Here is a 25,662-nt window from a genome sequence, read left to right on the forward strand (position 1 = left end):
GGTTACATCAAATGTTTGAAGGCAAAAGTGGAATGGACGCTGAGCTAAGCGATCTGGGCAAGCGCGAAGGCTTGCCCGATGCACTGAAGGTGCTGCTTAACGAGTATCCGCGCGACATCTGGCAGGCGCATCCCGGTTTTGACGGTTTGATCCGGTTCTGGCTGGAACGGCACATGATGTTCCGTCGTCTTATGGACGTTCTGACCGCCGAAACCCAAAAGCGGCTGGATAAAGAGGTGGATGCAAGGGCGTATCAGGCATCTGTCTCACGATTTGGTTCGATGCTCGTTGGGGATCTGCACGGCCATCACAATATCGAGGACATGCATTACTTTCCGGTGCTGGCAAAACTGGACACAAGAGTGTCGCGCGGTTTCGACATCCTTGATCGCGACCATCACGCCTTGGACGATATCTTGTATCGTTACGTCGAAGCCGCGAACGCGGTGATCAACGCAGACGCTCAGTCGACGCGCGAGACCGCCAAATTCCTCGATGAAACTCAATCTCTGGAGGCTCTGTTATCGCGGCACCTGATTGATGAAGAAGAACTCGTCGTCCCGGTCATCTTGAAACATGGGGCAAATGGGCTCGGCTAAGCCGTGACTAAAAGGGCGTTTGTCACCAAGGGTAAGCGGCCGACTAGTCGTTTACCTAGGTCGCCAGTTGACGCCGTTTCGCGGCCCGGGTTTCTCTTTCCTTTTGCGCCTGTGTCTGTCGGAAAGACTCTTCAACGAAATCCATGTGCGCGCGTGCAGCGTCTTCGGCACGCTTGGGGTCTCCGCTGCAGATCGCTTCTACGATTTCGATATGCTGGTCCAAAAGTTTCTTTCCGGCACCATCCAAGGTGCGCAGGAAGTCCCGATTATAGAAAACGCCTTGGCGGGTCAGGTCATAGACCGAGGCCATCATGTGGATCAGCGTGGTGTTCTGAGAGGCGTCGACCATTGCGACATGCAAATCGAAATCTGCCTGCTTGCCGGTTTCAAGGTCGCCTTCTTCCCAGGCGGTGATCATCTTCTGCAGAATTTCTCTCAACCGCTCTTTGTCAGGAGCGGTCGCACGCATGGCGGCAAGGCGGCAGGCAAAAACTTCCTGCTCGCGGCGGTATTCAAGGTAGTCGTAAAAGGCTGAGCCGTGGCGTGCATAGAGCGCAAGCAACGCAGGGGACATGGCATTGCCCGTAAGAGAGGCAACAAAGCTGCCTTCGCCATGGCGTACGTTGATCAAGCCACGCGTTTCCAGGACCTGAAGAGCTTCGCGCAGTTTGGGGCGAGAAATTCCCATCGCTTCTGCAAGCTCACGTTCCGAGGGCAGTTTGCGACCTTCTTTCAGGATTCCGTCGACGATCATCGATTCAATTTGCTCGATCGCCGCATCCGCGACCGATTCGTGTCCGACAGGTTCAAAGGGGCTCGTATCGCTCATGGTGCGCTCAAAAAATGAATTGGGTTGTCAGATTACTTTACCAAGGCAAACGGTCAAGAGAATTACAGAAAAATCTCTTTTGGATATACGTTTCGTATTTAACGCCCTGAAATCAAACGAGATAGCTCGAATTGATTGGAGAGTTTTCTGCCCCAGCCAGCCGCCCGAAGTTCCGTAAGAATGGCGATTAGTGGTAAATAATATTGACCTCAATAGGTGGTAAATAATATTTACCGCTGTGTCGCTGGGATGGATGCGACTGGACCGTCGCTTGATGGGCGACCACTCACTGGAGGAGAACCATGAAGAAAACCCTGACTTCACTTACCGTCGTTGCTTCGCTGCTGACTGCACCGGCAGCAATGGCGGCAGACAAAATGCTGCTGAAGACGCCTATTGCTTTCTCGACCTCTTTGCCGGGTCTGGGGTCGCCGATCCCGCGTGTTGCCGAGCAACTGGATGTTATGTCTGGCGGCACCTTGAAGATGAAAGTCTATGAACCGGGTAAACTGGTTCCGCCCTTTGAAATTCTGGACGCTGTGTCCTCGGGAAAAATCAACTCGGGCTACACCACGGCAGGCTACTGGGCAGGGAAAATCCCGGCCGCCCCGCTGTTCTCGGCCGTTCCGTTTGGTCCTGAAGCTGGCGAATACATGGCGTGGCTGTACTATGGCAACGGCATGAGCCTGTACCAAGAGATGTACGATCAGGCTGGCTATAACGTCAAAGTCCTGCCCTGCGCGATCATCGCACCCGAAACCTCTGGCTGGTTCGCCAAAGAGATCAACAGCGCCGAAGACCTGAATGGGCTGAAGATGCGCTTCTTCGGTCTGGGCGGCAAAGTCATGCAGAAGCTAGGCGTTGCGACATCGCTGCTGCCGGGTGGTGAAATCTTCCCCGCACTCGAAAAAGGCGCGATCGACGCGACCGAATTCTCGATGCCCGCGATCGACGCGCGTCTCGGCTTCCACAAGCTGGTCAAGTTCAATTACTTCCCCGGCTGGCACCAGCAGGCGACTGTCTTTGAACTGATGATCAACAAAGACGTCTGGAACGAGGCCAGCGATCAGCACAAGGCGATCATCGAAAACGCCTGTAAAGCGTCCATGGCTGACAGCTTTGCTGAAGGTGAAGCCATCCAGCACGCCGCCCTGATCGACAACGTCGAAAACAACGGCGTGACCATCAAGCAGTGGAACGACGAGATGCTGGCCACCTTCCGTGCAACTTGGGATGAGGTTGCCAAGGAAGAAGCCGCCAAAGACGAGTTCTTCGCCAAGGTTCTGGGTGACCTGACCGAGTTCCGCGAAGGCTATTCGGTTTGGAAGACGAACGCCTTCCTCCCGCGCAAGTAATCTCTGCTTGCGCATCCGAGGGCGGGCTTTGCTTCCCGCCCTCGGACCCAATTCTGCCCCGTTAGTTCCCATCAGCCCACGGTTTCGAGGAGGATCCCATGGCCGAAAATCTGCAAGTGACCGACCCGATTGAGGTCTACGAGGATATTCTCGAGCACGAAGACCGTGACACGCAAAAGTTCGCGGTTGCCTTGGACAAAACCGTCAAAGGCGTGGGCAATGTGGTTATGTGGGCGAATGTCCTGTTGGTTCTGGCCATCGCCTCGCAGGTTGGGCTGCGCTACTTGCTGAACCAGAACTACCCCAAGCTGGATGAGATCCAGTGGCATTTCTACGGTCTCGTGACCATGGTGGGCATTTCTTATGCGCTGGTCACAGACAGTCACGTGCGCGTCGACCTGTTGCATATGCAACTGTCGCGCCGGGCACAGCGGGTCATCGAAGTTCTGGGCATTCTGACCCTGCTGGTTCCGTTCATCTATCTGATGGTCGATCAGGGGTACGACTATTTCTATGAAAGTTGGCGCGTGAACGAGCGCTCAGACAGCCCAACCGGGCTGCCGGCACGTTGGGCGCTGAAGGCTGTGATCCCGCTTAGCTTTGTCCTTTTGGCTTTGGCCGCATTGGCTCGCCTGATCCATGACGGCCACGCTCTTTGGGCCAACCTGCCGGAAGAGCGTGAGGGCAAGGGGCTGCGCCTGATCCTCTGGGCGATCCTTGGCTTTGCAACCGTCGCTGTCGCGCTGACTTTCCTTGTTCATACGACTGAGGAAAAGCTGGTCATCGCGATGTTCCTGACCTTCATCGCCTTGCTTTTCACAGGTTTTCCGGTGGCGTGGACGCTGGCCGGGGTGGGGGTGGCCTTTTGCGGCATCGCCTATCTGTTCGACAATGATCTTATGCTGTGGACCGGGTTGGAAGGCACCCTGACCGGTCTGGATTACCTTACACTTGGCGCGGTGGTGAACCGGGTCTACGCGACCATGTCAAACGCGGTTCTGGTTGCCTTGCCCATGTTCATCTTCATGGGACTGATGCTGGATGAATCCGGTGTGGCAGAACGTCTGATGACCTCGATGCAGCGCCTATTCGGCACGGTGCGCGGTGGTCTGGCCATTACCGTGACCCTGATCGGGATCATTCTCGCGGCCTCAACTGGGATCATCGGTGCCTCGGTCGTTTTGCTTGGTGTTCTGTCTCTGCCGTCGATGGTCGAGCAGAAATACAATAACTCTCTGGCGACTGGCGTTGTCGCGGCCTCTGGTACCCTTGGTATCCTGATCCCGCCGTCGATCATGCTGGTGATCATGGCTGACCAGATGGCGCTGTCAGTGGGTGACTTGTTCATGGCAGCGGTTTTCCCGGGCGTGATTATTGGTGGTCTGTACCTGACCTATATCTTCATCATCGCTTTGGTGAAGCGCGACGTAGCCCCGGTGCCCGAAGGTGCAAAGGCCCCGGATTGGGCGGCTGTCAAAGATGTGCTGATCGCTGTGCTGCCGACATTGGCGTTGATCCTGACGGTTCTGGGCTCGATCTTCGCGGGCATCACCACCCCGACCGAGGCTTCTGGTATCGGGGCGCTGGGTGCGACCCTACTTGCGCTGGGCTATCGCAAGTTGACTTTGCGCAAGCTGATCAACGTGTTGAAGTCCACCTTCAACACCACGGCCTATATCTTCGCGATTTTCCTTGGTGCGACGGTTTTCTCTTATGTCCTGAGGGAACTGGGTGGCGATGCACTGATCGAAGACATGATCCAGGGCACCGGCCTTGGTCCGTATGGCACCGTCTTTATGATCTTGTTCATCGTCTTCCTTCTGGGGTTCGTTTTGGATTGGATCGAGATCACCCTGATCGTCCTGCCATTGATGCGCCCGATCGTTAATGGGCTGGGACTGGATATCCCCGGCTTTGGCGCGATTGATGAACCGGCGCTTTTGTGGTTCGTGATCCTTGTGGCCGTCACCTTGCAAACCAGCTTCTTGACGCCGCCCGTTGGTTTTGCACTCTTCTACCTGAAAGGGGTGTGCCCTCCGCAGATCAAGCTGACGGACATCTACAAAGGTATCATTCCCTTCGTATTGCTGCAGTTGACCGGCCTGATGTTCGTGTTCCTCTGGCCTCAACTAGCAACATGGCTGCCTTCGGTAGCCTACTAGGGAGGCCGCACCATGACCGATGGTGAACTGATCGGAAAACTGGAAGCCATTTGCGGGCGTCGTCACGTGATGACCAGCGCCCGCGCCACCCGGCGCTTTCGCCGTGGCTTCCGGTCGGGCGAAGGCGATGCGTTGGCGGTCGTCCAGCCCGCTACATTGCTAGAGCAGTGGAAGGTTCTGCAGGCGTGCGTGGCAGCCGATAAGATCGTCATCATGCAGGCTGCAAACACCGGCCTGACCGAAGGCTCGACCCCGAAGGGCACTTATGATCGCGATGTTGTTCTGATCAACACGCGCCGCATGGATCAATTGCAGTTGATCCGGGATGGTGAGCAGGTGATCAGCTTTCCGGGCTCGACGCTTTTTGCCCTTGAAAAGCTTCTCACACCGCTGCGCCGCCAACCGCATTCGGTGATTGGATCATCTTGCATTGGGGCCTCTGTCGTGGGCGGGGTCTGTAATAACTCTGGTGGCTCGCTGGTCGAACGCGGGCCGTCTTACACGGAATTGTCTCTGTACGCACAGATCACCAAAGACGGTCAGTTAGAGCTGGTGAACCACCTTGGGATCGATCTTGGCGACACGCCGGAGCAGATTTTGACCCGGTTGGAAGATGGCACCTACACACCGGACGATATCGAAATGGATAATCGCAAGGCGTCGTCTACGGATTATGCCCAACGGGTGCGTGATGTAGATGCAGATACGCCCGCGCGGTTCAATGCCGATACGTCCCGGCTGTATGAAGCCGCTGGATGTGCCGGAAAACTGGCGGTTTTTGCCGTTCGTCTGGACACATATCCGATGAACGCTATCGAGCGGACTTTCTATATCGGGGCCAAGGATACGGCTTCTCTGGCCGACCTTCGTCGTCGCATCCTGTCAGAGTTCAAAACGCTGCCCGTCAGCGCCGAATACATGCATGAAGAGGTCTTCGATATCTCGGATGTCTACGGCAAGGACACGATGGTGATGATCGACAAGCTGGGGACAGACCGGCTGCCGATGTTCTTTGCCCTCAAAGGTGCGGTGGATGCGCGTCTGGAAAACATTCCTGGTATGGCGAGTTTCACCGACCGGTTCATGCAGGTCCTGTCCCGGCTTTGGCCCGATATCCTGCCGAAACGGATGCGCCAATTCCGCAAATCCTATCCCCACCACCTGATCCTTAAGATGCGGGATGGTGGAATTGATGAAGCGCGGGCCCTTTTGACAGGATTGGCGACCGACGATGGCTTTGACTTCTTCGAATGCGATGACCGCGAGGCCAAACTGGCCGGTCTGCTCCGCTTTGCGGCTGCAGGGGCGGCAGTGCGTTACATGGCGGTGCATAGCGCCAAGGTTGAAGACATCATCGCCTTGGATATCGCGCTGCGTCGGAACGACATTGATTGGTTCGAAGAACTTCCGGATGAGATCGCGGACCAGATGGTCAGCAAGCTCTACTATGGCCATTTCATGTGCCACGTTCTGCATCAGGATTACATCTTGAAGAAAGGTGCAGACCCGGTTGCGATCAAGAAAGCCATGCTGGAAATTCTGGATCAACGTGGCGCGGAATACCCGGCAGAACACAATGTCGGCCATCTTTATCCGGCCAAAGAAGGGCTGGCAGAGTTCTATAAGTCGGTGGACCCGACCAATAGTATGAACCCAGGCATCGGGAAGATGTCGCGCAAGAAGAACTACGCCTGACCAGTTAGACACCTACTTCCTATTCTTGTGTCCAATTGAAGTAGTCTGTCTGCATTAGATTTGAATTCGGCTGAAAGTGAATACTTTCTGCCGAGAAACTCGTGTTTCCATAGCCGCATATCAAGCAAGAGGCAGGTATGTGAAATACTCGGCGGCTCGAATTCTTTGGGAAGGCCTGACGGGGCACAAAGGCTGGAAACCCGTGTGGCGCGATCCAGCGCCCAGGCCTCACTATGACATTGTTATTATCGGGGGTGGGGGGCACGGTCTGGCCACCGCGCACTATTTGGCCAAGGTCTATGGCCAGAGGAAGATCGCAGTTCTTGAAAAGGGCTGGATTGGCGGCGGCAACGTTGGCCGCAACACAACGATCATCCGATCAAACTATCTACTGGATGGGAATGAACCCTTCTATGAATTCTCGCTGAAACTGTGGGAGGGGCTGGAGCAGGACCTGAACTATAACGCGATGGTCAGCCAGCGCGGCATCATGAACCTGATCCATTCCGATGCGCAGCGCGATGCGTTTCGCCGTCGGGGCAACGCGATGATCCTGAACGGGGCGGACGCGGAACTTCTGACGACAGAACAGGTCCGCAATGAGGCGCCATTCCTGAACTTCGAAAACGCGCGTTTCCCGATCAAGGGTGCCCTGATGCAGCGTCGGGGTGGTACAGTGCGTCACGATGCGGTGGCGTGGGGCTTTGCCCGGTCAGCGGACAGCCACGGTGTCGACATCATCCAGAACTGTGAGGTCACCGGTTTCAAGATCGAAAACGGCCGGGTCAAAGGGGTAGAGACCTCTCGCGGCTTCATTGGAGCAGGCAAGGTTGGCGTCGCGGTGGCCGGGAATTCGTCGAAAGTCATGGCGATGGCGGGCATGCGTCTGCCTATTGAAAGCCACGTGTTGCAGGCCTTTGTCAGCGAGGGGCTGAAACCCATAATTCCCGGCGTCATCACCTTTGGCGCAGGGCATTTCTATGTCAGCCAGTCCGACAAGGGTGGGCTGGTCTTCGGTGGGGATATTGACGGCTATAACTCCTACGCACAACGCGGCAACTCGCCGGTGGTCGAAGACGTGGCCGAAGGTGGCATGGCATTGATGCCGATAATCGGTCGCGCGCGTTTGTTGCGCATGTGGGGCGGGATCATGGACATGTCGATGGACGGGTCGCCCTTTATCGACCGAACCCATATCGAAGGGCTCTATTTCAATGGCGGCTGGAGCTATGGCGGCTTCAAGGCCACCCCGGCTTCAGGCCATGCTTTCGCGCATCTTTTGGCCACCGATACCCCGCATGACACCGCCAAAGCCTATCGTCTGGATCGCTTTCAAAGCGGTGCGATGATCGACGAAAAAGGTGCGGGCGCGCAGCCCAACCTGCATTGAGGCGAAAACGATGCTGATCAACCATCCCCTTCTTGGACCACGTGACGCGCAAGAGTTCACCTATCTTGGCGATGCCTCGCTGCTGAACCGTCCCGACGGCATGGCCGGCGGTGCGGCGCAGGCTTTCCACGACTACCTGTACCTGCGGGACAACCCGACCGGCGAACACCGCGAGCTTTGGTATCACGAGCAAGGCGACCGGTCTTGGTTGATCGTGACCCGCAATGTCTCGACCCACGAAATCCTGAAAGTTGAACTGGCCTCTGACGTGGCCCTTTCGCAAGGCGCAAAGCCATGAGTGAGCAGACCAACAGACTGAGCGGCGGGCTGATTGATACAAGCAAGTCCCTTCAGTTCACATTTGACGGCCGTTCATTCACGGGTGCCCAAGGGGATACGCTTGCCTCGGCCCTATTGGCCAATGGCATTCGGCTTATGGGAAGGTCGTTCAAATACCATCGCCCACGCGGTCTGATTTCTGCGGGTTCGGAAGAGCCGAACGCGTTGATGGAAATCGGCACTGGTGCGTATCGAGAACCCAACACCCGCGCCACAGTGGTCGAACTGTTCGATGGTTTGACCGCCAATTCGCAAAACGCATGGCCCTCATTGAAATTTGACGCATTGGGTGTGAACGATCTGGCGTCGAACTTCCTGACGGCGGGCTTCTACTACAAGACCTTCATGTGGCCCCGGGCGTTCTGGGAAAAGCTATATGAACCCGTGATCCGCCGTTCGGCGGGTCTTGGTTCACTGTCGATGCAGGCCGATCCCGACAGCTACGACAAGGGGTTCCTGCATTGTGATCTGCTGATCATCGGCGCGGGCCCGGCGGGCCTGATGGCCGCGCTGACCGCAGGTCGGGCAGGGGCCAAGGTTATCTTGGCAGACGAAGACTTCCTATTCGGTGGTCGTCTGAACGCCGAGGTCGAGGAACTTGACGGTCAATCCTCTGCCGACTGGGCGGCGCGGGCCGTGGCAGAGTTGCGAAGCCTTCCCAACGTTCGCCTGATGCCCCGCAGCACGGTATATGGGGCGTTTGATCATGGCATCTTTGGCGCGGTCGAGCGTGTAACGGATCATCTTCCAGCAACCGCGAAAGCAGGTCTGCCTCGTCAAACCTTATGGCGCATCACCGCGCGCCAAAGCCTGCTTTGCGCCGGTGCGACCGAGCGCATGATTGCATTCGCTAACAATGATCGTCCGGGCGTGATGTTGGCCGGGGCGATGCGCGCCTATGCCAACCGCTGGGCAACGACCGCAGGTAAACGCGTAGCGGTTTTTACCAACAATGACGACGGACACCGCACCGCCAGAGACCTTGTCGCAAAGGGTGTTCAGGTTGTCGCGGTCATCGACCCGCGAGAAAACGTCCGCGCCATCGCGGAGTACCCATTGTTTAAGGGGGCTCAAGTGGTCGGGGCCAAGGGGAGGCTTGGGCTGAAATCGATCTCGACCCGTCTTTCGGACGGGTCGCTTAAGTCATTCGAATGCGAGGCGCTGGGCGTCTCGGGCGGTTGGAATCCCAATGTCTCGCTCACCTGCCACCAGCGGGGGCGCCCGACGTGGCACGACGACATCGCCGCATTCGTTCCCGGAGGCACTTTGCCAGTGGGCATGTCTGTCGCAGGCGCAGCCAATGGCGACATGACCACACATTCCGCGCTACAATCAGGTGCAGAAGGGGCGGTTGCCGCGCTGTTGGCGCTGGGTATCTCGGCCACTGCGCCTGAACTTCCCAGAGCCGATGACACCTCGATTAACCTGCAACCCTTCTGGTACGTCGCCGAGGGGAAATCTCGTAAGTGGATCGACTTCCAGAATGACGTTACCGTCAAGGACGTGAAGCTTGCGCATCAGGAAGGGTTTCGCTCAGTCGAACACCTGAAACGCTATACCACCCTTGGGATGGCAACCGATCAAGGTAAGAACTCGAACCTTGGCGGGTTGGCGGTGATGGCCGAGATGACCGGCCAGGCCATCAGTCAGACCGGCACCACCATGTTCCGCCCGCCTTACACGCCGGTGGCAATGGGCGCGCTGGCGGGCCGTTCGGTCGGCAAAGAGTTCAAACCTACCCGCCTGACCCCAAGCCACCACTGGGCAGAACGCCAAGGCGCGGTCTTTGTTGAGGTCGGCCAGTGGATGCGCGCGCAGTGGTTCCCGCAAGCGGGTGAAACACATTGGCGCCAGTCAGTTGACCGCGAGGTTCTGGCTGTCCGCAAGTCGGTTGGTGTCTGTGACGTCAGCACCCTTGGCAAGGTGGATGTACAAGGGCCCGATGCAGCCGAGTTCCTGAACCTGATTTATGCCAACGGTTTCGCCAAACTGGCGGTTGGCAAGACCCGCTATGGGCTGATGCTGCGCGAAGACGGGATCGCCATGGACGACGGCACTGCCGCGCGTCTGGCCGAGGATCATTTCGTGGTCACCACCACCACCGCCAAAGCGGGCCAAGTGTACCGTCAGATGGAATTCGTGCGCCAATGCCTGCGCCCCGATCTGGATGTGCAGCTGATCTCGACCACGGACGCGTGGGCGCAATATGCGGTAGCGGGGCCGACGTCGCGGCTGCTACTGCAAAAGATCGTGGATCCAGAGTTTGATATCTCGAACGGGGGCTTCCCCTTCATGAGTTGTGCCGAGATTACCGTCTGCGGTGGACTGCGGGCGCGGCTTTTCCGGATCTCTTTCTCGGGTGAATTGGCCTATGAAATCGCGGTGCCGACCCGGTACGGCGAAGCAATGATCGAGGCCCTGATGGCCGCGGGCGAAGAATTTGGCGCAGTCCCTTACGGGACAGAGGCGCTGAGTGTTCTTCGAATTGAGAAGGGCCACCCGGCTGGCAATGAGTTAAACGGTCAGACCTCTCCGGCGATGCTTGGGATGGGGCGGATGGTTTCAACCAAGAAAGACAGCATTGGCGCGGTCCTGACGCGAAGAGAGGTTCTGTCAGACCCGGACGGTCTGCGGCTGGTGGGGTTTGAGGCGCTGGATGCAGAAAAACCGTTGTGCGCAGGCAGCCACCTGTTTGCGAAAGATGCGATCGAAACCGCCGCGCAAGATCAGGGCTGGCTGACCTCTGCCGCCTATTCACCGCACATGGGCAAGCCGATCGCGCTTGGCTTCCTGAAGCGCGGCGACCAGCGCCTTGGTGAGGTGATCAAGGCCGCGAACCCGCTTGAAGGCAGTACCGTTCAGGTCCGGGTTGTCAGCCCGCACTTTGTTGACCCTGAAGGAGGACGCCTGCGTGTCTGAAATTCGTCTAACTCAGATTACCGCATTTGGCCGAGTTGAAGCCCAAACCGCGTCTTTCGGTGACGTCACCCTCACCGAACGCCCGGATTTGGCGATTGCCTCTGTCGCGGCGCGCCACGGGCAGGAAAGCACTGTACGGTCTACGCTGGAACAAATGGTCGGTGGCGCGCTAGAGGTCAGCAGCTTTCGCGAAGGCAACCGCTTCAGCGCTTTCTGGACGGGTCCCTCGCAGTGGTTCGTTATGGCCGACCATGACGATTACGAAACCCTTGCGGCGAGCCTAAAGGAAACGCTCAGCAGGGCGGCTTCGATCACCGAGCAAAACGACGGCTGGGTGGGATTTGACATGGACGGTACGGATTGCGACGCCGTGCTGGAGAGACTTTGTAACATTGACCTGAGTGGTTTTACTTCAGGCCGGGCGCAGCGGACCGTGATCGAACATGTCAGCTGTTTCGTCCTTTGCCGTAAACAGGGCTGTGCCTATCGCATCTTTTGTGGCCGCTCCTACGCCTTGTCGCTTTGGCATGCGCTGGCAACCACAGTCGCATCGGCCACTGCGGTTGCCAAGCTAGCAACCCACTAGGCGCCTGAACATTAGGTCGCGCCCAACGACAGAAGTAACGCCTTGTTGCTTGGATCGCCAAGTTGCCCTTTCGGAGGGATCAGTCTCGGGCCAATGAAATCTGCCCAAACTGACCTTTTGGGGCCCAAGATGCCGGTTTTTAGGGGAATTATGACCCAAGGGTCAGCTAATCCAAACTAGCCTCTTTTCCGCAAAAAACTGTTGTGTTTTCTCGGTTTAGAGCAAAACTGAGCGTGTCTAGACAAACGTGGCAGGAGGATCGATGGGGGAGCTTTGGGAAGGGATCGTGCAAGCGTTCGTGCTTGTCGTGACCCTTGATGCAGGCCTCGTCGAGATTTCCATGCGCTCTTTGCGTGTGACCCTTTCCGCGCTTGTGATTGCCTCGGCCATTGCGCTGCCGCTTGCGGCCGTCCTGACAATCCAACGGTTCAGATATCGCCGCATAACGGTGGCAACCCTCAACGCACTGATGGGCTTGCCGCCCGTGGTGGTGGGCCTGTTGGTGTACATCATGTTGTCACGCAGCGGCCCGTTCGGCGTGTTGGGACTGCTGTTCACACCATCGGCCATGATCATCGCCCAAGTGATCATCATTGTCCCCCTGATCGCCTCGATTGCGCATCAGTCGCTACGCGAGCTTTGGTCGGACTATCATGATCTTCTGATTTCTTTGAACACGACCAAGCGACAGCGGATTTGTGCGCTGCTTTGGGATGGGCGGCGGGCCTTGCTGACGGCGGCCCTGGCCGGGTTTGGGCGCGCGATCGGTGAGGTTGGCGCAATCATGATTGTCGGCGGCAATATCGATCATGTCACCCGTGTTCTGACAACGGCGATCGTGTTGGAAACCGGCAAAGGAGACTTCGCATTGGCGCTTGGTCTGGGCTTTGTACTGATCGCTATGGCGATCCTCGTCAACTTTGCCATTCACAGCCTTTCTAAAACCGAAACACGGGGGCGCTGGTGAGTTCGATCCTTCCCCTGACCGTCAAGGATGCGGCTGTTCGTCGAAGGGGTAAAACCCTGATCGGCCCGGTTGATCTGACGCTCGGCAAAGGTGGCGTGACCATTGTGGTCGGTCCCAACGGGTCCGGAAAGACGACGCTGCTGCGAATGCTTCACGGGCTAGAGCGTCTTGCTGATGGGACCCTTGATTGGGCGGTTCCGGTAGAGGCAGCTAGGAAGCGGCAAGCCTTTGTTTTTCAATCGCCGATTTTGATGCGGCGCTCTGTCCGGGATAATCTCGCCTATCCGTTGCAGCTGACCGGAACGTCGCGCAGCGAGGCGCGCCAGACGGCTGAAGAGTGGGCCAGACGTGTCGGCCTGTCTGATGCGCTGACCCGCCAAGCCATGGTTCTGTCCGGCGGAGAACGTCAAAAGCTGGCGCTTGCGCGGGCATTGATCCGCGATCCTGAAATGGTCTTTTTGGATGAACCCTGTGCCTCGTTGGACGGACGTGCGACCCGCGAGATCGAGGAAATTCTGACACGGGCCGCTGCGTCAGGGACACGGCTTGTCATGTCGACCCATGACATGGGGCAGGCCCGTCGGTTGGCGGATGACGTCATCTTCATGTTGCATGGCAAGGTCCACGAAATTGGGCCTGCCGCAAAGGTTTTGGAAATGCCTGAAACGGCGCAGCTTCGCGCCTTTATCAAAGGAGACATTGTCGAATGAAGGCAATTGTTTGGGGGGCTATGGCCTGGGCTGCGATGGCGGTCACTACATTCGCAGACGAGATGAAGATGGCCGTGACGACCTCTTTCCACAACTCGGGACTGTCAGAAGTTTTGCTACCTGCCATCAAGGAAGATCTTGGGCTGGATGTGCACCTGTTGATTGTGGGCACGGGGCAGGCACTGCGCCTTGGTGCCGCGGGGGATGTCGATGCGATCCTCGTACATTCCCGAAAGGCAGAAGAGGCGTTTCTCGCCGATGGCAATGGCACCCAGCGGCGTGAGATCATGTACAATGACTTTGTCATTATCGGCCCCGCAGCGGACCAGGCTGGCGTGGCAAACGCGACGAGTGCGGCCGAGGCACTGCAAAGCATATCGAACGCCGAGGCGCCATTTGTCAGTCGGGGCGATGACAGCGGCACGCACAAGAAAGAACTAAGCCTTTGGACTGCGGCGGAACTTGATGCCGATACATTTGGCAGCTGGTACCGCGCGGTTGGCGCGGGTATGGGCGCCGCCTTGAACACCGCCTCTGGGATGAACGCCTACATCATGGCGGACCGCGCGAGTTGGCTGAACTTCAAAAACAAAGGCGAGCTTGCGTTGCTTTATGCAGGCGATCCGGTTCTGTTTAACCAATATGCCTATATTCCGGTGCATCCGGGCAAACATCCGCATGTGAAGAACGATCTCGCGATGAAACTGGAAGACTGGCTGGTCTCGGACAAGGCAAAAGGGTTGATCAACGGCTACAAGATCAACGGCGAAGGCCTGTTTGTTTTCAATGCAGAATGACTGATGAGACGGCCCCAAAACTGGGGCCATTTCTTATTCGTCTAGCGATCCGTGGATCGCAAACTGTTCCAACCCCGCGTCTTGCGCTTCGATCACGCGATAGGCTTCTTTGACCCCGGCCGGGGTCAGTTCCCGTGCCACGGTCAAAAGCGTGTTGGGATCATGGTCTTCGCAAAGCTCTGCCATATGACCAAGCTCTTCTGCGGCCACCGGACGTGCCGCTGCTAGGTCGGGCGCACCGTAATAGGTCACGAAGTGCTGGGCCAACAGATCGGTTAGGGTTTCCAACTCGGACGGTTCGATCTGGGTCACCGCAACAAAAGTCACCCGGCCCGAGGTTTCCAGCCCGAACCATCCGTTGGCAAAGGCCTGACGGGCCTTGCCCACCAGATCGCCCTCTGTCCAGTTAGAAAACTCGAACCCGCCAGAGATGCACCATTCCCCGGTGCGCGCGGGGTTGTGAAAAATCCTTTGGTCGCTTTCGTCAAAGTGAATGGCTCGGGCGAGTTTCATCATGGGGTCTCCAGCAAAGTGGTCAGCGGGATCAGGTGTGTGGTTTCTGTGTCGCGCAGCAACATACCGAACTGCTCATCGACGCCCAGGAAGGTGCCGGTCAAATCGCCCTGAGTGGTCTCTTCGCCGATCCCATGGGCAAGGCCGCGCCATTCGGCATGGACAGGTTTCGTGCCCTCATCTTCCCATCGGGCAATCCAGTTGTACGTGTGCCGCGCCCAAGCCTCTAGCAGCAGGGGCGGGGACACGTCTGCACAGCCTTCGGAAAACAGCGCTGTGTCATCTGGTGTCAGACCCGGATCATCGCCAAGCGGCATCAAGGTCAGCTCAAAGCCGACCACCAGCCAATCAGGCGTGGCCTGTGGATCTTCAGTGCTGGCCATGACCCGAAGACGCCCGCAGCGCGCGCCGTTCACGCGGATCGGACCTGTCCATTCCAGATGAACCGATACTTCGGGTGGGGCGAGGGCCCCAAGCGCATTCTGAAAGCCAACACCACAGGTCGGAAGCATCGCCATCGCATCTGCCAGCGGAACCTCTGGTGCGAAGACAAGGGCAGCGCTCATCCTGTCGGCGTCGATCCGGTAAAACACCATACCGGCGTCGCACCCCATCGTTGCCTTTACGCAGGCAACGGAGAAAGGATCGTCCGCGCCAGAGACTTCTTGCCCCGACATCATTGGAGGGAAAGAGAGGGCGCTCATGCGGTCTCCTTGGCGGCAATGACCTTCGCGACGTCGTGGAAGGCCTGGGCCTGCGCGCTGTCCGGTTTCGACACGACGATCGGGGCGCCCCCGTCGGCTGCCAGCCGGATATCCAGATGAAGCGGAATTTCTGCCAGCAACGGAACGCCAAGCTTCGCGGCCTCTGCGGCGACGCCTCCATGGCCGAAGACATGTTCTTCGTGACCGCAGTTGGAACAGATATGTGTCGACATGTTCTCGATCATGCCAAGAATCGGAACGTTCAGCTGATTGAACATGTCGATCCCCTTGCGGGCGTCGATCAGCGCCACGTCCTGCGGGGTGGAGACGATGACCGCTCCGTCCACCTGCGCCTTTTGGGCAAGCGTCATCTGCACGTCACCCGTGCCCGGCGGCAGGTCCACAAGCAGCACATCCAAGGCGCCCCATTGTACCTGCATCATCATCTGCTGCAGTGCCCCCATAAGCATCGGTCCACGCCAGACAACCGCCTGATCGTCGTTGGTCATCAGACCAATCGACATCATGGTGACGCCGTGGTTCCGCATGGGCAGGATGGTTTTGCCGTCCGGGCTGGCCGGACGCCCGGACACACCCAGCATTCGGGGCTGCGAGGGGCCGTAGACGTCAGCATCCAGAAGGCCAACGCGCACCCCTAGTGCCGCCAAGGCGCAAGCTAGGTTGGCCGAGACCGTAGATTTACCGACGCCACCCTTGCCAGAGGCCACTGCGATGATCCGATCCACCCCGGGGATCTTTTCAGGACCCGCAGGCGCAGCTTTCTTGCCCAGCTTCAGATCCGGCGGCGCAGGTTGCGCGCTGTGGCCGGTCAAAACGACCGAGACAGAACCCGCGCCGGGAAGCGCTTTGACCAGGTCTTCTGCCTTGGCGCGCAGTGGCTCATAGGCATCTGCCTTGGCGGGGTCGATCTCCATCACAAAGCGCACGGCATCGCCGTCGATGTTCAGCGCCCGAACCACACCGCTTGCCACGATGTCGCCTTGGCCAGAGGGATCAGGAATTGTTTTCAGTGCCGCCAATACGGCGTCGCGTTCCAAAGCCACGTTTCGTCCTACCCTTGAATTTTTCCGGTCACGACATGTTCCATGTCCAGCCCGTCGATGGTGATCACGGCCTTCGCCTCGAAGGTTTTCCCAGAGGTTTCAGCGTCGCGCATCGCCTTCTCGATCGCTTGCTGCGAGGTCACCCCGACCTGCTTCAGGAATTTGCGCATCGACATGTTTAAATCATCGCTCATTTGTCTTGTCCTTTCGACGATTGTTGACCTGAAGGCTTAGTCCTCCGTACCATGAGATATGGTAAGAGCATCTTTTTTCACCTTTCTCTTGGCGGCCATGATCCTTGGGCAAACCGGAATTGTCCATGCAAATGACAGGCTTATCCGACTTTCCTTGCCCACAGAGTTGGTGGAATCCGGGCTTCCAAAATACCTTTTTCCCCGGTTCTCTTTGAAAACGCAGGTGCGGGTTGAAACCGTAGCGCCGGGTGAAGAGGCCGAGATTGCGCTGGGTTCGGAAGGGCGGCCTGTCTTCACCGGCCTTGACCAAACATGGAGTATGCAGGTCGTCTCGACCGAGCATCCCGGAGCGCAAAAATTTGCGGATTGGATTAGATCGGAAATTGGACAGCGCGCTGTGACCAGCTACGTCGTTGACGGTGTCCAAATGTTTGACCTGCCGCAGCTGGAAGAGGTTGAAACGGTCGTCGCGGCCTATGATGGCGATGCGGCGCTTGGCGCGATCCGATCGCAAGAGATGTGCGGACGGTGCCATGTGGTGGACCCGGCCAGACGAATGAGCTCGATCGATTCCTCGCCGTCCTTCTTTGCTTTGCGCAGTCTGCCGGACTGGGAGGATCGCTTTCAGACCTTCTATGTGTTGAACCCGCACCCCGCCTTCACGCAGATCGCAGATGTCACCCCGCCATTTCCGGACGAGCTTCCGCCGCCCATCGTTCCGGTCGAAATGACGCTGGAAGACGTGGATGCGATCCTCGCCTTCGTAGCGGCCCTGACGCCGGCTGACCTTGGGGCTCCGTTGCAGCATCAGTGATCGCGGCGCTTGCTTAGGTAGTCTTCGGTGGTGCGCGGACGCGGACGTTCCCCAGCGGCAAACGGGTTGTTCTCGGAATGGAACTGCGCGTTCACGCGGCAATTGTCACACATCTGGATCATCCGTGCGGCCTCGGGCTTGGCGAACATAGAGTGTTTGCCTGCCAGTTTTTCGGTGATCCGCTCGATCGTCGACTTAGAGCCGAAAAGCACACCGCATTCGATACAGGCGAAAGGCTCTTCCTCGTTTAGCACCACCTGCTCCAAGGCGCTGTCGGCCAGATTGAGGCGCGGCTCATAGGTGATCGCGTCCTCGGGGCAGATGTTCGAACACAGACCACACTGCAAACATGCGTCTTCCTGGAACCGAAGCTGCGGCAGGTCTGGGTTATCGCCCAACGCACCGGACGGACAAAGAGAGACACAAGACAAGCACAGCGTACAGCTATCCGTATTCACCAGCACAGCGCCGTAGGGTGCATCCTCGGGCAGGGGCAGGCTTTCTGCCTCTGGGTTCAGTGCCTTGGCTGCCATACGCGTCACTTGCCGACGGGTCCCCATAGGGCGGACCGGGTCCGTGACGGGTTTGGGCGCAGTGCTGTCATAAAGCGCGTCGGACAGGGCGTCGGGGTCTTGGGTGTCGATCAGTTCGACCGCTTCGGCAGAGCCGATGGCCTGCGCAAGCGCGGCCTCTTTTTCAAGCGGTGCGCGTTCGGTGGTCGGGGCCAGCAGGATTGACACTTTTGCAAAACCCGCTGCCAATGCCGACAGGATTTCGGCGTGGCCAAACCCGTTCAACGCATCAACCTCTAGTGGGATGACATCAGCCGGCAGACCCCGGCCGTGACGCGAGGCCAAGCGGATCATTTCACTGCCATGGGCGTTTACCACCAACAGGCGCGGGGCGTTTCCGCCAGCCGTCAGAAAGGCTTGCGCCAAAGTCTGAACGCGCCGCATCGTCAGGTCCACTGGGGGTGCATCATAGGTGATAGCGCCAGACGGGCAGAGCGAAGAACAGGTGCCACAGCCCGCACAAATCATTGGATCAATGGACACATGATCGCCATTTGGCGTGATCGCGCTGGTGGGGCAATTATCAAGACAGTTCGAGCATCCCACCTGTTCGGCACGCGAATGAGCGCAGAGCAGCGGTTCCAGCTTCACATAAAGCGGTTTTTCGAAGGTGCCGACCATGTGCGAGGCCTGAAGGAGCGCGTTGCTGACCGCGCCAATGCTTCCCGGGTCAGCCCGAAGATAGCCTTCGCGTTTTTCCGGAGCAGGGAAAAGCGGCGTACCGCCTGTCAGATCCAGAATGATATCGCACTGAGATCGCGCACCATTGCGGGGCTCTGACCAGCCACGCTCTCCGCGACCGCCAAGAGAGGGCTGCTGAAGCGCATCAATACGGATATCGAAGTTCCCAAGTGCGCCTTTCGCAGATTTGAGATGGCCGCGCAGAACGTCAAAGTCGCGCGAGTCGACTGGGGCGCTGTCGTCTGTCAGCAGGACACTGACACTTAGAAAATCCTTCAATTGATCGGCTGCGGCAAAAGCTACGTCGCCGGTTCCAATGATCAGGCATAGACCCTCGGAAAGGATATCGACCGTTTTTGTCGACGGGGCAGGCAGGTTTGCCTCTGACACCAGCGCGGTCATTTTGGGCAGTTTTGACCCCCCATCGGCTGACCAACCTGCGCGATCACGCAGATCCAGGAAGGCCGGTGTGGGGGCCTCTAATTCGGCTGCCAGCTCTTCGAAAAAGGTCTGCTCTTGTCCGCAGCAAAAAATTGCATCGCCCGCTGCGATGGCCTTGGCGGCCTGCTCGGTCTGGGTTGTGCAGAGCCCGGAATGCACTTTCGAGCATGCCAGTCCGGTCGCGCTTGAAAGCGCCTCTGCGTCCAGTTCGAAAGTCTCTGAACAGTTGCATAAAATCAGTGACTTAATCATGTTTCCTCCGGTGCTTGAATGCCGCCAATTTGGCCGGTTTCAAGGCTTGATTTGTGACTAGCTAGGCATGATTCTTGCGTGTCGTAAACCGCGTTTATTCGCGTGCCCGTCCGACGAAAGCCCCGAATCACTTCTTCGAAATAGGCCGGAATTCTGCTTGGTCCATTAACCAACTAAATTACTCAAAATAGACATTTCGTCTTTGGGGCTCGAGGTGGGTGAGGGGGTATGCCCAAAATGTCCAGAGCGGACGAATATTCAAATTTTTTAAGAGTTTAAACTTTGTGCAAAGCGCCCTCTGCGTCAGACTTTTCCCACAAGGCACCGAAAAAGATGCCGGGGAGGAAAAAAGATTAACCCTGAACGCTACGATGTTTTGCCGCTTGGCATCGTGATCCGACGCTCGCCGGGAGTGACCCGCTGGGCGCGTTGGTCGTGGAAAGCTACCAGTGTCCTGCCCGGCGCGGCAGATGCGGACTGGCGCGAAATTCGCGTTGAAGGCGATGTCACCGAATTCCATGCCGGGACTTTGCCGCTGGAGATGCACGGAGCGGATGCCGAGGCTTACATGCACGGGCTGTCCGCCGAAGTTCCCTGTGTCTACGTCGTACTTCGAGAATCCGATGTGGCAGACAAACCCTTCGAGGTGCTGTTGGTGACGGCTTCCCCCTACGAGGCGCAGGACTATGCCGACAACGGCGAGGATCTGGTCGAGAAGGTTCCGATGCCTGAAGGTCTGGTGGCGTGGGTTCGTGATTTCGCCATGGCCCATCACGAGGATGAGGAATTCAAGAAACGCCGCCGCGACAAGAAACGGATCGACAAGGTCGAAGACGGGATCGGTGATGAGCGGATCTCTCAGATCAGCGACGTCTATCGCTCGCCTGCCTCTGCCAAGCGGAGGAGACTGCATTGAGCGATTTCTGGAGCAGACGCAAAGCGGCAGTTCAGGCCGAACAAGAAGCCGAGCTTCGAGAGGAAGAAGCGCGTATCGCTGAAGAACGCGAAGTCGCGCTGGCAGAAAAGTCGGACGAAGAAATTCTGGAAGAGCTGGGTCTGCCGGACCCGGATACGCTTTCTGAAGGCGACAATTTCAAGGTGTTCCTGACAGAAGCCGTCCCCGCCCGTATCAAGTCCCGCGTCCTGCGCCGCCTGTGGATGACCAATCCGATTTTGGCAAATGTCGATGGTCTGGTAGACTATGGCGAGGACTTTACTGATGCTTCGATGGTCGTAGAGAATATGCAGACGACCTATCAGGTAGGAAAAGGCATGACCCGCCATCTGGAAGAAATGGCGCGGCAGGCGGAAGCCGAGCAGCAAGAAGAAGTGGAAGAGGCGTCGGAAGAGCCTGAGACCCTTGAAGATGTTCCGGAGGAAGATCTTGAAGAGGTTTCGCCCGAGGTGCCGGATTTGGTGGCGGAAGAAGCCGCGCCTGCTCCGGTCGTTTTGGCTTTTGACGATGATGCTGAAATCCCGGAAGCTCCCCGTAGGCGGATGCGATTTGCATTCGACGAACAAGGGGAAGACGAATGACAGAGGAGAATTCGATGACAGCGCAAGCCGCGCAAATTGCCATCGCTGAAGAGGACCGCCTGCGCGCGGACCTTTATAACTTTTTAGGGGTACTGCTGTCCGGCCCGCCGGATCAGATGATGTTGGATCAGACCGCCGGTCTGTCGGGTGATGAGGGCCCGCTGGGCACCGGGATCAACGCGCTGGCAAAAATCGCCAAACTGTCGAAGCCCAAGGCCGTTGAAAGCGAGTTCAACCGTCTGTTCATCGGTCTGGGTCGCGGCGAGTTGCTGCCCTATGCAAGCTACTACCTGACAGGGTTCCTGAACGAGAAGCCCCTCGCCACGCTGCGCCGGGATATGGCGGCACGCGGGCTGACGCGGGCAGAGAACGTATACGAGCCCGAGGACAACATCGCCTCGTTGATGGAAATGATGGGCGCGCTGATCGTAGGTCGCTTTGGCGATCCGGCGACGCTGGAAGACCAGCGCACCTTCTTCAACCGTCACATCGCGCCATGGGCGGGACACTTTTTCACAGATTTGGAAGCGGCCAAGAACTCGGTCTTCTTCGCAGCGGTCGGTCAGGTTGGCCGGGCGTTCATGGAGATCGAAACGGAAGGCTTCCGGATGAGCGCGGAGTAATCCGCATTTAACGGCGGGCAACCGCCATAACCAAAGGGAGGAAATCTCTCATGACCAAGAAAACCGAGGACGGCACAAGCCGCCGCGATTTTCTGAAGATGGCCGGGACCACGGCGCCGCTTGCGGCGGTTGCGGTTGCGACCAGCGGGACCGCGGCGGAAGCCGCACAGCCTGATCTTTCATCTGAGAAGATGCAGGATACGGTTCACACCCGCACCTACTATGCCAGCGCCCGGTTCTGATCGGACGTTGATTTCTGCCTGCGGCGACTGGTTGCGTGACGCCCGACTGCCAAAGGTTTTCGTTAACCGAGCAAGCTCAATGAAGCTAGCAAGGGAGGTTTAAATGCTTAGGAAAAAGACCAACGGGGTTGCGCGACGCCCCCAGCGGACAAGTATCCTGTCTGATATCGCAGAGAAATCTGTCGATCGCCGCGCGTTTTTGCGTGGCTCTGGCTTGGCCATTGGTGGCCTGGCTGCGATCAGCGCCACTGGCGGCACGGTGACTGCAGCGAATGCACAATCCGCCGCGAATGGGGCTGTCGAGACCGTTAAGTCGGTCTGCACCCACTGTTCTGTCGGTTGTACTGTTGTTGCCGAAGTCTCGAACGGTGTCTGGGTCGGGCAAGAGCCCGGTTGGGACAGCCCGTTCAACCTTGGTGCGCACTGCGCCAAAGGGGCATCGGTACGCGAGCACGCTCATGGTGAGCGCCGCCTGAAGTATCCGATGAAAAAAGAGGGTGGTGAGTGGAAGCGCATCAGCTGGGAACAGGCGATCAACGAGATCGGCGACGGCATGATGCAGATCCGCGATGAAAGCGGACCTGACAGCGTCTACTGGCTTGGTTCGGCCAAGCACAACAACGAGCAGGCGTACCTGTTCCGCAAGTTCGCAGCCTACTGGGGCACGAACAACGTGGATCACCAGGCGCGTATCTGTCACTCGACCACGGTTGCGGGTGTTGCAAACACCTGGGGCTACGGTGCGATGACGAACTCGTACAATGACATCCACAACTCGAAGGCCATCTTCATCATCGGCGGCAACCCTGCCGAGGCGCACCCCGTCTCGCTGCTGCACGTGCTGAAGGCCAAGGAAGAGAACAACGCTCCGCTGATCGTCTGCGACCCGCGCTTTACGCGTACCGCAGCACACGCGGATGAATATGTTCGCTTCCGTCCGGGTACGGACGTCGCCCTGGTCTGGGGTATTCTGTGGCACATCTTCGAAAACGGCTGGGAGGACAAAGAGTTCATCCGCACCCGTGTTTGGGGCATGGACCAGATCCGTGAAGAAGTAGCAAAATGGACCCCGGAAGAGGTCGAACGCGTCACCGGTACCCCCGGTTCGCAGCTGCGCCGCGTGGCCCGCACTATGGCCAACAACCGTCCCGGCACCGTGATCTGGTGTATGGGTGGTACGCAGCACACCAATGGTAACAACAACACCCGCGCTTACTGCATTCTGCAGCTGGCCCTTGGCAACATGGGCACCTCGGGTGGTGGTACCAACATCTTCCGTGGCCACGACAACGTGCAAGGCGCTACCGACCTTGGCGTTCTGTCGCACACCCTGCCGGGCTACTATGGCCTGTCGGGCGGCGCATGGGCCCACTGGGCACGTGTCTGGGGTGAAGATGGCGAATGGCTTGCTGGCCAGTTCGACAACATCACCGGTGCTGACGGCAAGGAAAAATCGCTTCAGAACCTGACCGGTATTCCGGTTTCGCGCTGGATCGACGGTATCCTTGAGGACAAGGAAAACATGGATCAGCCGAACAATGTTCGCGCCATGGTTCTTTGGGGTCACGCACCGAACTCGCAAACGCGGATGAAGGAAATGAAAACCGCGATGGAGCAGCTGGACATGCTGGTCGTTGTCGACCCGTATCCCACCGTCTCTGCCGTGCTTCATGACCGGACCGATGGCGTCTATCTGCTGCCGGCCGCAACGCAGTTCGAGACCTATGGCTCTGTCACGGCGTCGAACCGTTCGTTCCAGTGGCGCGACAAGGTTGTCGATCCGCTGTTCGAGTCGAAGCCCGACCATGAGATCATGGGCATGTTCGCCAACAAGTTTGGCTGGGCTGACCGGTTCTTCCGCAACATCGAGATGGACGACGAGAACACGCCGAACATCGAAAGTGTCACGCGGGAATTCAACCGGGGTCTGTGGACGATCGGCTATACCGGCCAGTCGCCAGAGCGCCTGAAGATGCACATGGCAAACCAGCACACCTTCGACCGCACTACGCTGCGGGCTGTTGGTGGGCCTGCTGACGGTGACTACTATGGTCTTCCGTGGCCGTGCTGGGGAACGCCGGAAATGAACCACCCGGGTACGCCCAACCTCTATGACATGTCCAAGCCTGTCTCTGAGGGTGGCCTGACCTTCCGTGCTCGTTTCGGTGTTGAACGTGACGGCGACAACCTGCTGGCCGAAGGCGTCTATTCGGTGAACTCGGAAATCCAGGACGGATATCCGGAATTCACGATGCAGATGCTGATGGACCTTGGCTGGGATTCAGACCTGACCGACGAAGAGCGCGCAGCGATCGACGCGGTTGCCGGTCCGAAGACCAACTGGAAGACCGACCTGTCGGGCGGTATCCAGCGTGTCGCCATCAAGCACGAATGTGCGCCATTCGGTAACGCCAAAGCGCGTGCCGTCGTGTGGACTTTCCCGGATCCGGTGCCGCTGCACCGCGAACCGCTCTACACGCCGCGTCGCGATCTGGTAGCCGACTACCCAACCTACGAAGACCGCAAGTTCTATCGTCTGCCGACCATGTATGCGTCGATCCAGAAGCAGGACTTCTCCAAAGACTACCCGATGATTCTGACTTCGGGCCGTCTGGTCGAGTACGAGGGTGGCGGCGACGAAACCCGTTCGAACCCGTGGCTGGCGGAACTCCAGCAAGACATGTTTGTCGAAATCAACCCGCGTGACGCCAATAACCTTGGTGTGCGGGACGGCACGCAAGTCTGGGTAGAAGGGGCCGAAGGCGCCAAAGTCAAAGTCATGGCAATGGTCACCGAAAGGGTGGGTGAGGGCGTAGCCTTCATGCCGTTCCACTTCGGCGGTCACTTTGAAGGCGCGGACCTTCGGGACAAGTATCCTGATGGGGCCGATCCTTACGTGTTGGGCGAAAGCTCGAACACGGCGCAGACCTATGGCTATGACTCTGTGACCCAGATGCAGGAGACCAAGTGTACTCTCTGCAAGATCACCGCAGCATAAGGAGAAAGAGAAATGGCAAGAGCTAAATTCCTCTGCGACGCCGAACGCTGCATCGAGTGCAACGCCTGCGTTACTGCCTGTAAGAACGAGCACGAGGTGCCTTGGGGCATCAACCGCCGTCGGGTTGTAACCATTCAGGACGGCAAGCCGGGCGAACGCTCGATTTCGGTGGCCTGTATGCACTGTTCGGATGCACCATGTATGGCGGTGTGCCCGGTCGACTGCTTCTATCAGAACGAAGAAGGTGTCGTCCTGCACTCCAAAGACTTGTGCATCGGTTGTGGTTACTGCTTCTACGCGTGTCCGTTTGGCGCGCCGCAGTTCCCGCAGGCAGGCAACTTTGGGTCCCGCGGCAAGATGGACAAATGTACCTTCTGTGCCGGTGGTCCTGAAGAGAACCACTCGACTGCAGAGTTCGCCAAGTACGGCCGCAACCGGATTGCAGAAGGCAAACTGCCGATCTGCGCCGAAATGTGCTCGACCAAGGCGCTTCTGGCGGGTGATGGCGACATCGTGTCGGCCATCTACCGCGAGCGCGTGGTTGCCCGTGGCTTCGGCTCGGGCGCCTGGGGTTGGGGTACGGCCTACGACCAAAAAGGCGGCTGATCCCGTCTTGGCTTGGTAACTACGGGTGGCCCTTTCGAGGGCCACCCAGCAACCTCGTACAAAGTATTCCTGAA

24 protein-coding genes are annotated in these 25,662 nt (G+C 58.0%); 18 read left to right on the top strand and 6 right to left on the bottom strand.

Annotation, left to right across the window (positions count from 1 at the left end):
* Nucleotides 1-32: 32 nt before the first annotated feature.
* The gene (locus CLM58_RS09090) at nucleotides 33-599 is read left to right on the top strand and encodes a hemerythrin domain-containing protein (RefSeq protein ID WP_095597028.1); all 567 of its coding nucleotides are present in this window, start codon (nucleotides 33-35) and stop codon (nucleotides 597-599) included.
* Nucleotides 600-654: 55 nt separating this feature from the next.
* Here CLM58_RS09090 and CLM58_RS09095 read toward each other — a convergent pair whose 3' ends face one another.
* Nucleotides 655-1,428, bottom strand: coding sequence for a FadR/GntR family transcriptional regulator (locus tag CLM58_RS09095; protein ID WP_095595641.1), 774 nt, complete (start codon nucleotides 1,426-1,428; stop codon nucleotides 655-657).
* Between the two features lie 302 nt (nucleotides 1,429-1,730).
* Here CLM58_RS09095 and CLM58_RS09100 point away from each other — a divergent pair, with 302 nt between their 5' ends.
* The 10 genes from CLM58_RS09100 to CLM58_RS09145 all read left to right on the top strand — a co-directional run bounded on the left by CLM58_RS09100 (nucleotide 1,731) and on the right by CLM58_RS09145 (nucleotide 14,348).
* Nucleotides 1,731-2,783 (top strand): TRAP transporter substrate-binding protein, encoded by a 1,053-nt coding sequence (locus CLM58_RS09100; protein ID WP_095595642.1) that lies wholly within the window; start codon nucleotides 1,731-1,733, stop codon nucleotides 2,781-2,783.
* 98 nt (nucleotides 2,784-2,881) lie between these two features.
* On the top strand, nucleotides 2,882-4,945 hold the full coding sequence (locus CLM58_RS09105; protein WP_095595643.1) for a TRAP transporter large permease subunit: 2,064 nt from the start codon (nucleotides 2,882-2,884) through the stop codon (nucleotides 4,943-4,945).
* Nucleotides 4,946-4,957: 12 nt separating this feature from the next.
* Nucleotides 4,958-6,640, top strand: a complete 1,683-nt coding sequence (gene dld, locus CLM58_RS09110) for a D-lactate dehydrogenase (protein ID WP_095595644.1) — start codon at nucleotides 4,958-4,960, stop codon at nucleotides 6,638-6,640.
* Between the two features lie 139 nt (nucleotides 6,641-6,779).
* Nucleotides 6,780-8,030: a sarcosine oxidase subunit beta family protein gene (locus CLM58_RS09115; RefSeq protein ID WP_095595645.1), complete on the top strand. Its 1,251-nt coding sequence runs from the start codon at nucleotides 6,780-6,782 to the stop codon at nucleotides 8,028-8,030.
* A 10-nt stretch (nucleotides 8,031-8,040) separates the two neighbouring features.
* Nucleotides 8,041-8,328 (top strand): sarcosine oxidase subunit delta, encoded by a 288-nt coding sequence (locus CLM58_RS09120; RefSeq protein ID WP_095597029.1) that lies wholly within the window; start codon nucleotides 8,041-8,043, stop codon nucleotides 8,326-8,328.
* A complete protein-coding gene (locus tag CLM58_RS09125) occupies nucleotides 8,325-11,288 on the top strand; it encodes a sarcosine oxidase subunit alpha family protein (protein WP_095595646.1) in 2,964 nt (987 codons plus the stop codon). The genes CLM58_RS09120 and CLM58_RS09125 overlap by 4 nt, the downstream gene beginning before the upstream one ends.
* The gene (locus tag CLM58_RS09130) at nucleotides 11,281-11,874 is read left to right on the top strand and encodes a sarcosine oxidase subunit gamma (RefSeq protein ID WP_143226549.1); all 594 of its coding nucleotides are present in this window, start codon (nucleotides 11,281-11,283) and stop codon (nucleotides 11,872-11,874) included. The genes CLM58_RS09125 and CLM58_RS09130 overlap by 8 nt, the downstream gene beginning before the upstream one ends.
* 262 nt (nucleotides 11,875-12,136) lie before the next feature.
* Entirely contained in the window at nucleotides 12,137-12,841 is a 705-nt protein-coding gene (locus CLM58_RS09135) for an ABC transporter permease (protein WP_095595648.1), read from the top strand.
* Entirely contained in the window at nucleotides 12,835-13,551 is a 717-nt protein-coding gene (locus tag CLM58_RS09140) for an ATP-binding cassette domain-containing protein (RefSeq protein ID WP_095595649.1), read from the top strand. The genes CLM58_RS09135 and CLM58_RS09140 overlap by 7 nt, the downstream gene beginning before the upstream one ends.
* Nucleotides 13,548-14,348 carry a substrate-binding domain-containing protein gene (locus CLM58_RS09145; protein ID WP_095595650.1) on the top strand — a complete coding sequence of 267 codons (801 nt, stop codon included), beginning with the start codon at nucleotides 13,548-13,550 and terminating at the stop codon, nucleotides 14,346-14,348. The genes CLM58_RS09140 and CLM58_RS09145 overlap by 4 nt, the downstream gene beginning before the upstream one ends.
* 33 nt (nucleotides 14,349-14,381) lie before the next feature.
* Here the strand turns inward: CLM58_RS09145 and CLM58_RS09150 are convergent, their stop codons facing one another.
* The 4 genes from CLM58_RS09150 to CLM58_RS09165 are packed head-to-tail and all read right to left on the bottom strand — an operon-like array spanning nucleotide 14,382 to nucleotide 16,823.
* Complete coding sequence (locus CLM58_RS09150; protein WP_095597030.1) at nucleotides 14,382-14,861, bottom strand: DUF6505 family protein; 480 nt, start codon at nucleotides 14,859-14,861, stop codon at nucleotides 14,382-14,384.
* On the bottom strand, nucleotides 14,861-15,565 hold the full coding sequence (locus CLM58_RS09155) for a biotin/lipoate--protein ligase family protein (RefSeq protein ID WP_095595651.1): 705 nt from the start codon (nucleotides 15,563-15,565) through the stop codon (nucleotides 14,861-14,863). Before CLM58_RS09155 ends, CLM58_RS09150 begins: the two co-directional genes overlap by 1 nt.
* Nucleotides 15,562-16,629 (bottom strand): iron-sulfur cluster carrier protein ApbC, encoded by a 1,068-nt coding sequence (gene apbC / locus CLM58_RS09160; RefSeq protein WP_095595652.1) that lies wholly within the window; start codon nucleotides 16,627-16,629, stop codon nucleotides 15,562-15,564. The genes CLM58_RS09155 and apbC overlap by 4 nt, the downstream gene beginning before the upstream one ends.
* An 8-nt stretch (nucleotides 16,630-16,637) precedes the next feature.
* Entirely contained in the window at nucleotides 16,638-16,823 is a 186-nt protein-coding gene (locus tag CLM58_RS09165) for a DUF6494 family protein (protein ID WP_095595653.1), read from the bottom strand.
* A 58-nt stretch (nucleotides 16,824-16,881) separates the two neighbouring features.
* Here CLM58_RS09165 and CLM58_RS09170 point away from each other — a divergent pair, with 58 nt between their 5' ends.
* Nucleotides 16,882-17,637 carry a hypothetical protein gene (locus CLM58_RS09170; RefSeq protein WP_229666130.1) on the top strand — a complete coding sequence of 252 codons (756 nt, stop codon included), beginning with the start codon at nucleotides 16,882-16,884 and terminating at the stop codon, nucleotides 17,635-17,637.
* Here CLM58_RS09170 and CLM58_RS09175 read toward each other — a convergent pair.
* Nucleotides 17,631-19,583 carry a 4Fe-4S binding protein gene (locus CLM58_RS09175; RefSeq protein WP_095595655.1) on the bottom strand — a complete coding sequence of 651 codons (1,953 nt, stop codon included), beginning with the start codon at nucleotides 19,581-19,583 and terminating at the stop codon, nucleotides 17,631-17,633. The genes CLM58_RS09170 and CLM58_RS09175 overlap by 7 nt on opposite strands.
* Nucleotides 19,584-19,977: 394 nt before the next feature.
* On the opposite strand from CLM58_RS09175, the gene CLM58_RS09180 reads away from it, so the two are divergent.
* From CLM58_RS09180 to fdh3B, 6 genes are all read left to right on the top strand, one after another.
* On the top strand, nucleotides 19,978-20,499 hold the full coding sequence (locus tag CLM58_RS09180) for a DUF3305 domain-containing protein (RefSeq protein WP_229666148.1): 522 nt from the start codon (nucleotides 19,978-19,980) through the stop codon (nucleotides 20,497-20,499).
* Nucleotides 20,496-21,119 (top strand): DUF3306 domain-containing protein, encoded by a 624-nt coding sequence (locus CLM58_RS09185; RefSeq protein ID WP_095595657.1) that lies wholly within the window; start codon nucleotides 20,496-20,498, stop codon nucleotides 21,117-21,119. The genes CLM58_RS09180 and CLM58_RS09185 overlap by 4 nt, the downstream gene beginning before the upstream one ends.
* Nucleotides 21,116-21,742 (top strand): TorD/DmsD family molecular chaperone, encoded by a 627-nt coding sequence (locus tag CLM58_RS09190; protein WP_229666129.1) that lies wholly within the window; start codon nucleotides 21,116-21,118, stop codon nucleotides 21,740-21,742. The genes CLM58_RS09185 and CLM58_RS09190 overlap by 4 nt, the downstream gene beginning before the upstream one ends.
* A gap of 50 nt (nucleotides 21,743-21,792) precedes the next feature.
* Entirely contained in the window at nucleotides 21,793-21,984 is a 192-nt protein-coding gene (locus tag CLM58_RS09195) for a twin-arginine translocation signal domain-containing protein (RefSeq protein ID WP_095595658.1), read from the top strand.
* A 103-nt stretch (nucleotides 21,985-22,087) separates the two neighbouring features.
* The gene (locus CLM58_RS09200; protein WP_095595659.1) at nucleotides 22,088-24,982 is read left to right on the top strand and encodes a formate dehydrogenase subunit alpha; all 2,895 of its coding nucleotides are present in this window, start codon (nucleotides 22,088-22,090) and stop codon (nucleotides 24,980-24,982) included.
* Between the two features lie 12 nt (nucleotides 24,983-24,994).
* A complete protein-coding gene (fdh3B, locus tag CLM58_RS09205; protein ID WP_095595660.1) occupies nucleotides 24,995-25,588 on the top strand; it encodes a formate dehydrogenase FDH3 subunit beta in 594 nt (197 codons plus the stop codon).
* The last annotated feature ends 74 nt before the right edge of the window (nucleotides 25,589-25,662 follow it).

This window comes from Actibacterium pelagium (assembly GCF_002285415.1).
Classification (GTDB): Bacteria; Pseudomonadota; Alphaproteobacteria; order Rhodobacterales; family Rhodobacteraceae; genus Actibacterium_B; species Actibacterium_B pelagium.